Genomic DNA, 15,441 nt, shown 5'->3' on the forward strand with positions numbered 1-15,441 from the left:
GCGGCCATGAGAACGGTATTCAAGACGTCCTACGACGCCGACATCAATCTCTTCCGGCACGCTGCGCAGCGCAACTGGTACATCGTTCTTCTCGCCGCCGTGCTGATCCTGCCGTTCGTGCTGAGCGATTATGCCATCGGCGAGATGACTAACCTGCTGATCTGGTCGATCGCCTGCATGGGGCTGATGATCCTCGTCGGGCAAACCGGCCAGGCAAGCCTGGGCCATGCGGCCTTTCTCGCTGTCGGCTGCTACGCCAACGTGCTGCTGCAGGAGCGGCTGGGCCTGCCTTTCATCCTGTCGTTCCCGCTGGGCGGCCTGATCGCCGGGATCGCCGGAGCGCTGATAGCCATGCCGATGACCAAGCTTCACGGCGTCTATCTCGCCATCGGCACCATCGCGATGGCGATCCTGACCGATGACCTGATCGTTCTCGCGACGCCGCTCACCAACGGCGTGACGGGCCTGTTCGCGCCCGACATCGAGATTTTCGGATACAACTTCAACCGCTACGGCAACCCGAACGGGCTGTATTTTCTGATCCTCGGAATTACGCTGCTCGTCGTGCTTCTCTATCGCAACCTCCAGCGTTCGCCCCTGGGGCGATCCTTCGCCGCAATTCGCGACTCGGAGATATCGGCGCAGGCGATGGGGGTGAACGTGGCGCGCACCAAGGCCGTCGCGTTCGGCATCTCGGCCGGCGTTACCGGGCTTGCCGGGGCGCTGATCGGACATTTCGCCGGTATCTTCAACAATGAGACGTTCAACATCATCCTGTCGATCCAGCTCCTGCTGGCGATCGTCATCGGCGGGCTGGGCACCATCCACGGCGCCTTCTTTGGAGCAGCGGTGATCGCGCTCCTGCCGCAGACGATCGCGATGGGACGTGATGCGCTCAATCAGATGATCGGCAGTGGCTCTATCGCCATTCCGGGCCTCGAAGCAGCGATCTTCGGAGGGATCCTCATCGCCTTTATCCTCTTTGAACCTCAGGGCATCTACGGTCGCTGGTTCAAGATCAGGACATGGTTCGAACTGTTTCCGTTCTATCGCCGCGACATGTTCCGCCGCCAGAAATCCTATCTGAAGACGGAGAGAATGCGATGAGCCTTCTCGAGATCGATAATGTCACCCTGCGTTTTGGCGGTGTCACCGCCGTCAACCAGGTTTCCTTCAATGTCGAGGAGGGCGAGGTGTTCGCCCTGGTCGGCCCCAACGGCGCCGGCAAATCGACAATCTTCAACCTGATCTCGCGCATTTACGATCCGGCCGAGGGAGACATCCGTTTTGACGGGAAGTCGATCCTCAACAAGGCGCCGCACGAGATCGCACGGCTTGGTATCGCGCGCACCTTCCAGAACATCGAGCTGTTCGAGCAGGCGACGGTGCTGCAGAACCTGCTGGTCGGCCGGCATCGCCACCGGAAAAGCAACATGTTGACCGAGCTCGGTTTCACGCCGTTCGTGCGGCGCGAGGAGCGTCGTCATCGCGAGGCGATCGAGAAGGTTATCGATTTCCTCGACCTGCAGCCCTACCGCGAAAAATATATCGCCGGGCTCCCCTACGGCGTGCGCAAGGTGGTTGAAATGGGCCGCGCTCTCGCTATCGAGCCGCGGCTGCTGTTGCTGGACGAGCCGGCTTCCGGGCTATCGGTGGAGGAGACGCAGGACGTCGCCTTTTGGGTAGAGGACATCAAGAAGCAGATGGGCGTCACCGTGCTGATGGTCGAGCACGACATGCATCTCGTTTCATCGGTGTCCGACCGCGTCCTGGCGCTTGCCGACGGCAAGATGCTGTCGCTGGGCAAGCCGCATGAGGTCCAGAACGATCCAAAGGTAATCGAAGCCTATATCGGCGTCGCCGACGAGACCGAGGAGGCGGCGGCATGAGCATGGTTGAGGCGACAAAGGCTCCCGTGGAGGCGACCGATCCCGAAGTCGTGCTCTCGATCCGCAATATCGAGAGCTATTACGGGCCGATCATGGCCATCCGCGGCGTCAGCCTGGAAGTGCCTCAGGGGCGGATCGTCACGGTGCTCGGCGCCAACGGCGCTGGAAAGACGACGTTGATGAAGACCATCTCCGGCGTCATGGATCCCGAGAAGGGACAGATCGTCTATGAGGGCCGGAACATTGCCGGCTACAGTCCGGACCGGGTCGTGCGCGCGGGCATCGTGCACGTGCCGGAAGGACGCGAAGTGTTCCCGCTTCTCACGGTCGAGGAAAACCTCAGGATGGGCGCTTACACGCGCTCGGACACTGACGGCATCCGCCGCGACCAGGAGATGGTGTTCTCCTATTTTCCCATTCTTGCCGAGCGGCGGTCCCAGGTAGCGGGCACGCTTTCAGGCGGCCAGCAGCAGATGCTCGCGATCGGCCGGGGCCTGATGGCAAAACCGAAGCTGATGCTCCTCGACGAGCCCTCGCTCGGCCTGTCGCCGCTGCTTGTGAAGGAGATCTTCCAGATCATCCGCCGGCTCAATCGCGAGCAGGGCGTGACCATGATGCTGGTCGAGCAGAATGCCAAGGTTGCTCTGGAACTGGCTGACTACGGCTATGTGATGGAACTCGGCCGCATAGTGATGGCCGACACCGCACAACGGCTGCTTCAGTCCAAGGACGTCCAGGAATTCTACCTCGGCGTGCAGACGGAAGAGACCCAGCGCGGCCAGAAGCGCTGGAAGCAGAAAAAGACATGGCGCTGAAGCGTGCTTTCGGGAGGAAAGTGACATGACGATCGCCAAGAACTTGCCGCCGCAGCAGACGCTGGGTGGCCACAGCTTCAACAAGGACCTGACGAAGGGGCCGTACTTCTTCGACGGCTGCGATACGCTGGCCAAGCTGTTCTTGCAAAGATGCCGGGAACTCGGGCCGAAGGTGGCGCATCGCGAGAAGGACTACGGCATATGGCTGTCCTACACGTGGACTGATTTCCACGAGCACGCGCGTCTCATCGGCCTGGGGCTCCTGGCGATGGGGCTCAAGCGCGGCGAGGTCGTTTCCATCCTGTCCGAGGACAACAAGGAGTGGATATACACCGACCTCGGAGTCCAATGCGTCGGGGGCATCGCTTCGGGTGTCTACACCACCGATTCCGCCGCGCAGCTCAAATACCTCGTCAACGATTCAGACAGCCGGTTCCTGTTTCTCGAAAACGACGAGCAGCTCGACAAGTACCTGTCTGTGAAAGACGAGATGCCGGGTCTCGCCAAGGCCATCGTCTACGATCGCGAGGGCCTGCACGACTTTTCCGACGACAAGGTCATCTTCCTTGACGATCTCTATGCGGCGGGACGCGCCTTCCTCAAGGAGAACCCCGATCGCTTCGAGGAGGAGGTGGCGCGTTCGAAGCCCGACGAGACGGCACTGCTCGTCTACACGTCCGGCACGACCGGCCCGCCGAAGGGCGCGATGATCTCGCACCAGAACATCATTGCTTCGATCATCGGCTCGGTGCTCACGCTGCCGGTGAAGCCCAGCGATGAGCAGGTGTGCTTCCTGCCGCTGTGTCATATTCTCGAAAGGCTGATCACGGTGTTTACGCCGATCGGGCTGAAATCGACCGTGAATTTTGCCGAGAGCCCGGAGACGGTGTTCGACAATGTCCGCGAGGTCTCGCCGCACGTCTTCACTGCGGTGCCGCGCGTCTGGGAGAAGATCTACAGCCGCGTGACGATCATGGCGAGCGAGTCCGGCATGGTCGGCAAGTGGTCGTTTGCACAGGCGGTCAAGGCAGGCAAGGCCCGCGCCGAGGCGCTCGACGAAGGCGTGCCGATCCCGTTCGTCACCCGGCTGTCATATGCGTTCTGGGACTTCGTGCTCTTGGGCAACGTGCGCAGGATGCTCGGGTTCGACCGGCTTCGGCGCGGCACGACGGGTGCGGCGCCCATCTCGCCGGATCTGCTGCGCTGGTTCCGCGCCATCGGCGTGACGGTCCTGGAAGGCTACGGCATGACGGAGAGTTCCGGGGTCATCTCGGTCAACCTGATCGAGCGCCAGAAGACCGGCAGCGTCGGGCCCGCCGTGCCCGGCGGCGAAGTTCGCATCGCCGATGACGGCGAGATCCAGTACCGTGGCCCCAACGTCTTCAAGGGCTACTGGAACAAGCCAGAGAAGACGGCGGAGACCATCTCGCAGGATGGCTGGCTCAAGACCGGCGATGTCGGACGGCTCGACAATCAGGGCTTCGTCACCATCACCGGCCGGGTCAAGGACATCATTATCACCGCAGGCGGCAAGAACATCACGCCTGCCGAGATCGAGAACCGGCTGAAGTTCTCGCCCTACATCTCAGACGCCGTGGTGATCGGCGACCAGCGCAAATATCTGACGTGCCTCGTGATGATCGATCAGGAAAATGTCGAGAAGTTCGCGCAGGACCGCAAGGTTCCGTTCAACAATTTCAAATCGCTCTGCGCAGCGCAGGAGGTCCGGGACCTGATTGCAGGAATTATCGAAGACACCAACAGGGAGTTTGCCCGCGTAGAACAGATCAAGGATTTTCGCTTGATAGACGTGCTTCTCACGGCCGAAGATGAGGAGTTGACGGCGACAATGAAGCTGAAGCGCAGCTTCGTCGAAAAGAAGCACGCAAATCTGATCAATGAAATGTACGGCCGGGAGTGAGCGATGGCCGTGCGGGAAGATACGCAAAAGCAACCAGGAGGAGTGAAATGAAGAGCTTTATCGCCAGTTCGATACTCGCCACCGGCCTCGCGCTCGGCATGGCTTCGGCCGCGTCGGCCACGCAGGGCGTCACCGATACGGAGATCGTCATCGGTTCCAACGGCGACCTGTCCGGCGTTTTCGCCGCGTTCAACGTCGGTGCCATCAAGGCGGCACAGCAGATGTTCGACGAGGTCAATGCCAGTGGCGGCATCCATGGCCGGACGATCCGCTTCGTGGTGGAGGACCACGGATACCAGGTGCCGCGCGCGGTGCAGAACTTCAACAAGCTGATCAACTCGGATCAGGTCTTCGCCATGATCCTCAATCTGGGGACGCCGCACAACATTGCCGGCTTTCCTCTGATGGAATCCAAGCAGGTGGCCAACATCTCGCCGCTGACAGCGGCGCGTCAGATGCTCGAAGGCGACATCGCGCTGAAATATGCGGGCTTTTCCTCCTACTACGACCAGGTTCGGGCGGGCATTAAGCATCTCGTCGAGGAGCGCGACGCGACAAAGCTGTGCTCGATGTACATTCCTTCCGATTTCGGCCTCGAAGTGTTCGAGGCGACGCGTGACGAGGCAGAAGCGTTGGGCATTGAATATGTCGACGAGACAACCCATCGCCCCGACGAGCAGGAATTCGTGGGCTCGATCCAGAAACTGAGGGACTCGGGTTGTGAGATCGTCTCGCTCGGCATCGCCGTGCGCCCGATCATCATTGCCGTCGGCACCGCGAAGCGCCTCGGGTGGGACGATGTTGCCTTCATCGGCTCGTCGGCGGGCTTCAATACTGCGATTGCCAAGGTGCCCGAAGGCGTGACCGAGGGTTACTATGCGGCGGCGGGCTGGGTCGACTTCGAGGATCGTCTCGACGTGCCCGAAGTCGCCGAATGGGCCAAGGCATATCAGGATGCTCACGGGGAGCCAGCCGGCACCGCGGCGCAGCTAGGCTATGGCGCAGCGAAAACCCTTGTCATGGCGCTGGAGGCGGCAGGTCCCGAACTGACCGCGGAAAGCTTCCGCGCCGCGATGGAGAGCGTCAAGTACAACGATGTCATCAATGACGCCGAGGTCGACTACGGTGAAGACCATCTCGGCTCAAGCCTCGTTGTGATCTCGAAGATCGAGGGCGGAAAGTGGGTCGAGGTCGGCCGGCTGGATGCCGCCGCGCCGCAGGAGTAGCCTCTACTGCCAATTCGAAGGAAAGCGCCGCGCGGATGTCCGCGCGGCGCTTTTCATTCGTGGTTGAAGCGGGCCTTCGCCTTTATTCCGCCGGCTGGACCTTGGGGGTGCTCGCCTGTTCGAGCTCACGGCTGAGGCGCTGTTCCTCTTCCATCTTCGGCGTGATGAACCGTCCCAGAAGCAGGTAGGCAACCGGTGTCAGGAACAGCGTCGCGATCGTCGACAGGCCGAGGCCGCCCACAATCACCCAGCCAAGCGCAATGCGCGCTTCTGCGCCGGCGCCGCTGGCAAGAACCAGCGGAAGCCCGCCCACGATGGTGCAGATCATCGTCATCACCACCGGGCGCAGGCGAATGTTGGAGGCTTGCTCGATCGCCTCTCGGACGCCAAGTCCCTTGTCGCGAAGCTGGTTTGCGAACTCCACGATCAGAATGCCGTTCTTGGCCATGATGCCGACAAGCATGACCAACCCGATCTGGCTGTAGACGTTGAGACTTGTACCCGTAAGGATGAGCGCAAAGATGGCGCAGGCGAGACCCAACGGAACGGTCGCCATGATGATGATGGCGCTGACGAAGCTCTCGAACTGGGCGGCGAGCACAAGCAGGATGATCACGATGGCAAAGCCGAATATCGTTGCCATGCCACCGGACGTTTCGTCGAGGGTTGCGGCTTCCGCCAGCGGGATGACGTAACTGCCAGGCGTGAGGTGGTCGTCGGCAATGTCGAGCACCGTCTCATATGCGTCGCCGAGCGTGAAGTCGTCCGCCAGCGCCGTCGTGATTGCGACTGAGCGCATCTGTTGCTCGCGATCGAGTGACGGCGCGACGGCCTGCTCCGTCAAGGTCGCGATGGTGGACATGGGGACGAAGCGGCCGTCGTCGGCCTTCATGAAGATGTTCTCGAGATCGGTTGGGTCGTTGATGGGGTTGGTCGTGGAAACGAGCTTCACCGGGAACGACCTGTCCTCGATGAACACCGAGGCGATCTCGCGACCGTCGAGCATTGCCTGCATGGCCTGTGCCAGGCCCGTGATATCCACCCCGAGATCCGCGGCACGCCGCCGGTCGATTTCCACCGAGAGCTGCGGCTGGGTGGTTTCGGCGGACAGGCGCGGCTGCCGGAAGCGTGGATCCTGCTCCAGTTCGCCGACGATCGCTGCGGCAGAAGCGTTGAGATCGGCATAGCTGTTGCCGAGCAGCGCGACCTGCAGGCCGCTGCCTGCACCGCGGATGCCAAGGCTGTTGGGCTGGAAGGCGAATGCGCGCACACCCGGGACGGCGGTCAACCTGCCAGTCATGTCGTTCAGTATTTCCTGCTGCGACCGTTCGCGCTGGTCCCAGGGGGCGAGCGACATGACCATGAAACCGCTGTTGGATTCGCCCCCCGATCCCGCGATCGCAAAGATGCTCTCGACTTCACCGCTGTCGCGCAAAGGCTGGATCAGCATCTCGATCTCGCGCATGCGCTGCGCCAGGTAGTCGAGGCTGACGCCCTGGGGGGCGGAGATTCGCACGAACGCGGAAGAGCGGTCCTCGGATGGCGTCAGTTCAGAACGGATCGAGCCGAACATCGAAAGCGCGAGACCCCCAAACAGCAGCGCAACGATGACCACGACCATCGGCGCGTTGAGCGCCATACCCAGAAGCCGGCGGTACAAGCCCGCGAGCGCCCCACCGACGCTGCGACGCCCTTGATGCTCCCCTTCATCTGCATGAAGGCCCGCACGCAGCATGCGCGAAGCCAGCATCGGACACAGCACCAGCGCGACGATCGACGACAGAAACACTGCCAGCGCCAGCACGAAACCGAATTCGCGGAACAGCCCGCCAGTCTGTCCAGGCAGGAACGACAGTGGCACGAACACGGCAACGAGCGTCGCCGTCGTGGCGATGACGGCGAAGAACACTTCCTGGGTGCCGAGTACGGCTGCGGCGCGCGGGCCCATGCCTTCGTTGCGCCGTCGAACAATGTTCTCGAGCACGACGATTGCGTCGTCGACGACAAGGCCAGTGGCAAGCACCAGAGCGAGGAGCGTCAGAATATTGAGCGAGAAACCCGCGAGATAGATCGCCGCCAGTGTACCGATCAGTGCGACCGGCATCGCCAGCCCCGGGATGATGGTGGCGCGAACGTCGCGCAGGAACAGGTAGATGATGAGGAGGACGACGGACACCGAGATCGCCAGCGCAATCTCCACCTCGTGGATGGCGCCGTTGATGAATACGGCGTCGTCGCTGGTGATGAATATGTTCATCCCATCCGGCAAAGTGGGGCCAATTTCCTCGACCGCCGCCCGCACGCCTTCGGAAATCTCGAGCGTGTTCGACTGTGCCTGGCGCACGATCCCGAGCCCGATGCCAGTTTCGCCATTGGCACGCAGTTGCGACGTTCCGATGTCGGGTCCGAGCGTAACCGTTGCCACGTCGCCGAGACGGACGTTTTCCGCGAGCGAGATCGCCTCGAACTGTTCGGGCGTGTTGACGGGTGCAGTCGCGCGGACAATCAGGCTTTGCGTGTTGCTCGTGAGCGCGCCAGCAGGGGTGTTGTAGGCCACGGATGCGAGGGCGTTGCCGATATCGCCCAGTGTCAGGCCCATGCTCGCGACGCGCGCCTGATCGATGTCGATGCGGAATATCTTCTCGCGATCGCCATAGATCTGGACGTCAGCCACGCCGGGGATCGAAGCGAGCGAATCGACAATCTGGTCCTCGACAAGGACCGACATGTCCTCGACGCTCATCGTCGACGACGTGACGGCGAGACGCAGCACGGCCTGGGCGTTTGCGTCGGCCTTGATGATCTGCGGCGCGTCGATATCGTCTGGCAGGTTGCGCTGTACACGGCCGACCGCGTCACGCATGTCGGAGGCAGCGGTATCCAGGTCGACATCGTCGCCGAACTCGACGGTGACGCGGCTGTCGCCGAACTCCGAACTCGATGACATCGACTTGACGCCAGGCACCCGCGCAACCGCGCCTTCGATGATCGCGGTGACCTCCCTGTCGATCGACTCCGCGGAAGCGCCGGAGTAATCCGTACGCACGGTGATGACCGGCCGGTCAACGTCTGGAAGCTCGCGGATCTCGATGCCGAATAGAGCTGCCAGCCCGGCGACTGTGATCAACGTGTTGAGGACGAAGGCGAGGACGGGTCTGCGCACGAACAGCGCGGTGATGCCGGTGTCGGTCGAGGAAGTGGGGGACTGGCTCACGATCGTTCTCCCTCGAGAATGGCTTGTGGACGCATCAGGAGCCGGCGGCCGGCGTCGGCGTCGCCTCTGGCCCGGCACTGCCGAGCAGGCGCACATCGGCGCCCTCGCGTACGGAATGAACACCTTCTGTGACGACGGTGAGCGACACGTCCAGTTCGCCGGAAACCAGCACGCTGTCGGTGTTCCGCTGGACGATCGTCACGGGAACCTGACGGCTCTTGCCGTCATCGACCACCCAGACGAATGCTCCGCCGGAGCCCCACTGGATGGCGAGGGGGTCGACCGCCGGAAAGGTATCGCCCGGAAACGCCATCTCGACCTGGAAGGACATGCCGGCGCGCAGGCGATCGCCTTCGTTTTCGATGCTGGCTTGCACCCGAAGCGTGCGGCTTGCCGCGTCGACACGATTGTCGATCGCCGTAACCCTCCCGTCAAAGGTCTCGTCGGGGCGTGCGACCGAGGCCGCGCGCACCGGCTGGTCGATTTCGATCATGGTGGCGAACCGCTCCGGCACCCAGAAGTCGACCACGATGCGCGAGCGGTCGTCTATCGTGGCGATCTCGCTTTGCGTCGTGACATAGTTGCCGGCCGAGACGGGCAGGATACCGACAACGCCGTTGATCGGCGCGAGGATCGAGCGGCGCTCCAGCGTCAGTTCGGCATCGCGCACGGCAAGCCTGGCATTGCTGACGGCCAGTTCGGCCTCCGTGAGCTGGACCGTGGTCGCCGTGTTCGAGGTGGTCAGGGCGCGGATGCGTTCCATTCTTGCCTCTGCGTCCTCCAGCGCGATCCGGGCACGGTCGAGTTCGATCTCCTCGGCGTCGGAATCCAGCATTGCGATGCGGTCCCCGGCCGAGACGCGCGAACCGGACTCCACCAGCACCTCCGTCAGGCGTCCGGAGGCAAACGGCGTCACCTGCACGGAACTGAGTGCCCGGCCGGTGCCGATGGCCGAAAGCCGATCATTGATCGTCTCGGTGCGTATGGGCGAGGTGACCACCATGGCGCTCTGCTGCGCGGCTGGGTTGCCGGGCCCGCGCGCATCCGCGTCGCCTGTTTCCGGAACCGCCGCCGCCGCCCAGTCGATGCCCCAGCGCTCAAGGGTCTGCGGCGCGCCCGGGACCAGGAAGAGCCAGGCCGCCGCCGCCGCGACGAGCACGACCAGAGAAAGTGTCAGTTGCTTCCAGAACGACATGCACGGTTTCCGATCTTAGGCGGGGTACCCTGGAACGGGCCTGGCAACCACCGGACAACAAAAACAGGAACGCTGCCGCAACCGTCATGACGCTGCGGCACATCCCTCCTGCAGCATTTATGCCAACTCTGCGCAGGCAATGCACCAGCTAGATCATTAAATATCGGTAATTTGACCAAGCGGAATCAAGGTTCCCGCAGGCTCTCCAGGGCGCTGATGCGCCGTGCGGCGTCGCTATCGGGCTTTCGGGTCAACTCGCTCATCAGCGCCTCGGCGACGACCAGCAGCGATACCACGGAATCCCACGCAGACGGCACTGCAGTGCGCCCCGCGACGACATGACGGGCGTAGCGGGCGATCGGCGATAGCCACTGATCGGTGAACAGAATGATCTGCGCGCCGCGCTTGTGCGCCGCCTCGGCAAGGTGAAGCAGACTGTCCTGGTAGCGCCTGATGTCGAAGATCACGATGACGTCATTGCGGCCCATGTCGATCAATCGGTCGCGCCTGTTGCTGTCCTGCCCCGACAGATGCAGCACCCCGGGCCGTATGATCGCCAGATGCGCGGCCATGTAGGCGGCCACGGGATCGGTGAAGCGCCCGCCGGCGAGATAGACATGACCGCGCCTGTTCGACAGGGTTGCAACGATTGCCGAGAGTTGCCGGTCGGTCAGATGGCGAAAGGTCTCGCGGACATTGTCGACCGCAGCGGCCACGAAAGGCGTGGCGTCCGTTTCGGCGCCATCGGTCGCTCGCGACAGCGGCGACTGGAGTTGCGCGGCGAGTTCATTTTGCAGCCTGGCCTGAAAATCGGCGTAGTTCTGGAAGCCGAGCCGCGACACGAAGCGCAGGATTGTGGGCGGCGACACGCCGGCCTGGGCGGAGAACTCGGCGACGGTACGCAGGCCGGTAATCGGATAGTTCGCCATCAGCGCCTGCGCCGCGCGCCGTTCCCCGGCGGGCATCGCATCTGTCTTCTCCGCAATCAGTTCCGCAACGCTGCTGGCCATGCCGTGATCAGGTTTGACAAAGGGATGCGAACTGTATGAAATCATCCACAAGCGCGCAATCCAATCAATCCCGTATCATTCATTACAGCAACGGGCACCCGGCAGCGGAGCAGGCGATGGCAGGCATGATTTCCTTCGATCAGTTGAAGAAGCTCGTATCGGCGAACGATATCGACACCGTCCTCGCATGCGCTGTCGATATGCAGGGGCGACTGATCGGGAAGCGCTTCCTGGCGAGGTTCTTCGTCGAATCCGCCTACGACGAGACTCACGGATGCAACTATCTGCTGGCCAACGACATCGATATGGAGCCGGTGCCGGGCTACAAGGCGGCAAGCTGGACCAAAGGTTACGGCGATTTCGTCATGAAGCCGGACCTGTCCACCATCCGGATCGTTCCATGGCTGGAAAAGACCGCGCTGCTGTTGTGCGACCTGCAGGATCATCACACGCATGAGGACCTCCCGCATTCGCCGCGCGGCATCCTCAAGAAGCAGGTGGCGAGACTGAAGGAGCGCGGCTACCTCGCCTATTTTGCATCCGAGCTGGAATTCTACCTTTTCGACGAGACCTATGACGGCGCACGCGCCAAGCACTGGAAGAATCTCGGCACTGCCTCGCCGTATATCGAGGACTACCTGATCGGCCTCACCTCCAAGGAAGAGGGCGTGATGCGCAGGCTGCGCAACGAGATGGAGGCGGCGGGAATCCCTATAGAGAACTCCAAGGGAGAATGGGGTCCGGGTCAGGAGGAGATCAATGTGCGTTATGCCGAGGTGCTCGACATGGCGGACCGGCACGTGATCCTCAAGAACGGCGCCAAGGAGATCGCGCATTCGGAGGGCAAAGCCATCAGTTTCATGGCCAAGTACAATTATGAACTGGCGGGCAATTCGAGCCATATCCACAATTCGCTGTGGAGCGCGGATGGCAAATCGCCGCTGTTCTTCGACAAGAACGCCGAGTTCTCGATGACGCCGCTGATGCGCTCATGGGTGGCGGGCCAGCTCAGATATGCACCGGACTACACCTGGTTCCTGTGCCCCTACATCAATTCCTACAAGCGCTTCCAGGCGGGGACGTTCGCGCCGACCAAGTCGGTCTGGAGCCGCGACAACCGCACCGCCGGCTTCCGGCTCTGCGGCGAAGGCTCCAAGGGCATTCGCATCGAGTGCCGCGTGGGCGGCGCCGACCTCAATCCCTATCTCGCTTTCGCGGCGCTGATTGCGGCGGGTCTCAAGGGCATCGACGAGAAGCTTGATCTGCCGGCGCCCTTCGAAGGCGACGCGTATGGCGGCGAGGAACTGCCGGAGATCCCGAAGACGCTTCGCGAGGCCATTGCCACGATGGAGGGGTCCGCCATGCTCAAGGAAGCCTTCGGCGAAGAAGTCGTCGAGCACTACCTTCACACGGCGCGGTGGGAGCAGATGGAATACGATCGCCGCGTCACCGACTGGGAACTGCATCGCGGCTTCGAGCGGTACTGACGCACGATGTTGAAAACACCGGAGAGTTCCAAGTGGAAACAGTAAAGCTGACATCCCCCATCGACGGCTCGGTCTATGCCGAGCGTGCCACAGCTACCGACGCCGAGATCGACGCGACGGTGGCGCGCGCCCGCGCCGCGCAGGCCGAATGGGCGGGAACCTCCATCGAGGAGCGGGCGACGTATCTCCTGGCTTTCCTCGAAGCCCTGCTTGCGATGAACGACGACATCGTGCCGGAGATCGCATGGCAGATGGGGCGGCCGGTACGCTATGGCGGAGAAAAGGGCGGCGTCGAAGAGCGCACCCGTTATATGGTCGCTCTCGCGGAAAAGGCGCTCGCGCCTTTCATCCCGGAGGACAGGCCCGGCTTTCGCCGCTACCTGAAACGCGCGCCGCTGGGCGTTGTCATGACGATCGCGCCTTGGAACTATCCCTACCTCACGACGGTCAATTCGGTTGTGCCTGCTCTCATGGCAGGCAATGCCATGATCCTCAAACATGCCGCGCAGACGCTGCTGGTCGGCGAGCGTTTCCAGGCCGCGTTCGACAAGGCCGGCCTCCCCAAGGGCGTTTTCCAGAACATCGTTCTCGGCCATGCGCAGACCGAGAAGCTGCTCGGCTCCGGCAAGATCGACCACTGCAATTTCACCGGCTCCGTCGCTGGCGGGCGTGCCATCGAGAAGGCGGCGGCCGGTACGTTCATGACGCTCGGCCTCGAACTCGGCGGCAAGGACCCGGCCTATGTCCTGCCCGATGCGAAGCTCGACCACGCCATCGCCAACCTGGTCGACGGGGCATTCTACAACAGCGGCCAGTGCTGCTGCGGCATCGAGCGCGTCTATGTGCACGAAAAGGTCTATGACGACTTCGTCGAAGGCTTCATCGCCGAAACGAGGAACTACGTCGTCGGCAACCCGCTCGACCAGGCGACGACAATGGGTCCGATGGCTCAGGCGCGCTTCGCCGATTTCATCCGCGAGCAGAAGGCCGAGGCGCTGCGCAAGGGCGCCGTGGCGCATATCGGCATGACGGTCGAAGGCGACCGGGAAGGTTCGCCTTACCTGGCTCCGGAGGTGCTTACCGGCGTCAACCACCAGATGAGCGTCATGCGCGAGGAGAGCTTTGGTCCGATCGTCGGCATCATGAAGGTGCGCGACGACGAGGAAGCGATCCAGTTGATGAACGACAGCCCCTATGGGCTCACCGCCTCGGTCTGGACGACCGACACCGACCATGCCGCCACGCTGGGCGACCGCATCGAGACCGGCACCGTTTTCATGAACCGCTGCGACTATGTCGATCCGGGTCTCGTGTGGACCGGTGTCAAGGATACCGGCAAGGGCGGCGCGATGGGCCTCGTCGGCTACGACAATCTGACCCGGCCGAAAAGCTATCACCTGCGCGAAGCGATCTGATCTCCGAAAGACAGACAATGACCAATCTCGTGTCGAAATGGAACTACCCCACCACCATCCGGTTCGGCGCCGGGCGGATCGCGGAACTGCCGGAGGTGCTGAAGGATACCGGCATCGCCAACCCGCTTTTCGTCACCGACCCCGGCCTTGCGAAGCTTCCCGTCGTCGCGTCGACGCTGAAGCTGCTCGAGGACGCAGGCGTCGCCCACGGGGTGTTTTCGGATGTGAAGCCCAACCCCGTCGAATCGAACCTTTACGCCGGGGTCGAGGTGTTCAAGGCCGGTCGCCATGACGGCGTCATCGCCTTTGGCGGCGGTTCGGCGCTCGACCTGGGCAAGCTGATCGCGTTCCAGGCCCACCAGACGCGGCCGGTGTGGGATTTCGAGGACATCGGTGACTGGTGGACGCGCGCCGACGGATCGAGGATTGCGCCGATCATCGCCGTGCCGACGACGGCGGGAACCGGCTCCGAGGTCGGGCGCGCCGGCGTGCTGACCCATGAGGCCAGCCACACCAAGAAGGTGATCTTCCATCCCAAGATGATGCCGGCGCTGGTCATCGCTGACCCTGAGCTGACCGTCGGCATGCCGCCCTTCATCACGGCTGGCACCGGCATGGACGCGCTTGCCCATTGCCTCGAGGCCTATTGCGCGCCGGGCTACCATCCCATGGCCGACGGGGTCGCGCTGGAGGGCATGCGGCTGGTGTTCGAGAACCTGTCGACCGCCTTTGCCGACGGGTCCAACCTGACCGCACGCGCCCACATGATGTCCGCCGCTGCGATGGGCGCCACGGCCTTCCAGAAGGGGCTCGGGGCGATCCACTCGCTCTCGCATCCGATCGGCGCCCTTTACGACACCCATCACGGCATGACCAATGCGGTCTTCATGCCCTATGTGCTGGCCTTCAACCGTTCTGCGGTCGAGGAGCGGCTGGCGCGGGCGGCTGCATATTGCGGCATTTCAGGTGGATTCGAGGGCTTTGCCCAAGCTGTGCTGGACCTGCGCATGGAATTGAAAGTGCCGAGCACGCTGCCGGAATTCATCAAGGATTTCGCACCCGACGACGCCCGCAAGAGCCTCATCGCCGACATGGCAATCGTCGACCCGACAGCGGGCGGCAATCCCATCGAGCTCACCAAGCAAGCCGCGCTGAAACTGCTGGACGACGCCATCACCGGCAGCCTCTGAGCGCAAAGGCAAACAGGGGTTTCCAGGGGGCCGGGAAACCGGCCCTTTTCGCGTGCAGCGGCGTTGTGCGCATATGCCG

General features: G+C 62.7%; 11 protein-coding genes. 8 read left to right on the forward strand and 3 right to left on the reverse strand.

Annotated elements, in window-relative coordinates:
* The first annotated feature begins 6 nt into the window (after positions 1-6).
* The 5 genes from AAFN84_RS00640 to AAFN84_RS00660 are packed head-to-tail and all read left to right on the forward strand — an operon-like array spanning position 7 to position 5,851.
* Positions 7-1,107, forward strand: coding sequence for a branched-chain amino acid ABC transporter permease (locus tag AAFN84_RS00640; protein WP_347512394.1), 1,101 nt, complete (start codon positions 7-9; stop codon positions 1,105-1,107).
* Complete coding sequence (locus AAFN84_RS00645) at positions 1,104-1,889, forward strand: ABC transporter ATP-binding protein (protein ID WP_347512395.1); 786 nt, start codon at positions 1,104-1,106, stop codon at positions 1,887-1,889. Before AAFN84_RS00640 ends, AAFN84_RS00645 begins: the two co-directional genes overlap by 4 nt.
* Positions 1,886-2,704, forward strand: coding sequence for an ABC transporter ATP-binding protein (locus AAFN84_RS00650; RefSeq protein ID WP_347512396.1), 819 nt, complete (start codon positions 1,886-1,888; stop codon positions 2,702-2,704). The genes AAFN84_RS00645 and AAFN84_RS00650 overlap by 4 nt, the downstream gene beginning before the upstream one ends.
* Before the next feature lie 25 nt (positions 2,705-2,729).
* Positions 2,730-4,625: a long-chain fatty acid--CoA ligase gene (locus AAFN84_RS00655; RefSeq protein WP_347512397.1), complete on the forward strand. Its 1,896-nt coding sequence runs from the start codon at positions 2,730-2,732 to the stop codon at positions 4,623-4,625.
* Between the two features lie 47 nt (positions 4,626-4,672).
* The gene (locus tag AAFN84_RS00660; RefSeq protein WP_347512398.1) at positions 4,673-5,851 is read left to right on the forward strand and encodes an ABC transporter substrate-binding protein; all 1,179 of its coding nucleotides are present in this window, start codon (positions 4,673-4,675) and stop codon (positions 5,849-5,851) included.
* 82 nt (positions 5,852-5,933) lie between these two features.
* Here the strand turns inward: AAFN84_RS00660 and AAFN84_RS00665 are convergent, their stop codons facing one another.
* The 3 genes from AAFN84_RS00665 to AAFN84_RS00675 form a co-directional block, all read right to left on the reverse strand.
* The gene (locus AAFN84_RS00665; RefSeq protein ID WP_347512399.1) at positions 5,934-9,065 is read right to left on the reverse strand and encodes an efflux RND transporter permease subunit; all 3,132 of its coding nucleotides are present in this window, start codon (positions 9,063-9,065) and stop codon (positions 5,934-5,936) included.
* A gap of 34 nt (positions 9,066-9,099) precedes the next feature.
* Positions 9,100-10,260, reverse strand: a complete 1,161-nt coding sequence (locus AAFN84_RS00670; protein WP_347512400.1) for an efflux RND transporter periplasmic adaptor subunit — start codon at positions 10,258-10,260, stop codon at positions 9,100-9,102.
* 185 nt (positions 10,261-10,445) lie between these two features.
* Positions 10,446-11,270, reverse strand: a complete 825-nt coding sequence (locus tag AAFN84_RS00675) for a MurR/RpiR family transcriptional regulator (protein ID WP_347512401.1) — start codon at positions 11,268-11,270, stop codon at positions 10,446-10,448.
* A gap of 116 nt (positions 11,271-11,386) precedes the next feature.
* Here AAFN84_RS00675 and AAFN84_RS00680 point away from each other — a divergent pair, with 116 nt between their 5' ends.
* From AAFN84_RS00680 to AAFN84_RS00690, 3 genes are read left to right on the forward strand one after another with little or no spacing between them, the layout of a single operon-like run.
* Complete coding sequence (locus tag AAFN84_RS00680) at positions 11,387-12,757, forward strand: glutamine synthetase family protein (protein WP_347512402.1); 1,371 nt, start codon at positions 11,387-11,389, stop codon at positions 12,755-12,757.
* 32 nt (positions 12,758-12,789) lie between these two features.
* Positions 12,790-14,172: an aldehyde dehydrogenase family protein gene (locus AAFN84_RS00685; protein ID WP_347512403.1), complete on the forward strand. Its 1,383-nt coding sequence runs from the start codon at positions 12,790-12,792 to the stop codon at positions 14,170-14,172.
* A 17-nt stretch (positions 14,173-14,189) separates the two neighbouring features.
* Positions 14,190-15,362 carry an iron-containing alcohol dehydrogenase gene (locus AAFN84_RS00690; RefSeq protein ID WP_347512404.1) on the forward strand — a complete coding sequence of 391 codons (1,173 nt, stop codon included), beginning with the start codon at positions 14,190-14,192 and terminating at the stop codon, positions 15,360-15,362.
* The last annotated feature ends 79 nt before the right edge of the window (positions 15,363-15,441 follow it).

This window comes from Mesorhizobium sp. CAU 1741, assembly GCF_039839275.1.
Classification (GTDB): Bacteria; Pseudomonadota; Alphaproteobacteria; order Rhizobiales; family Rhizobiaceae; genus Aerobium.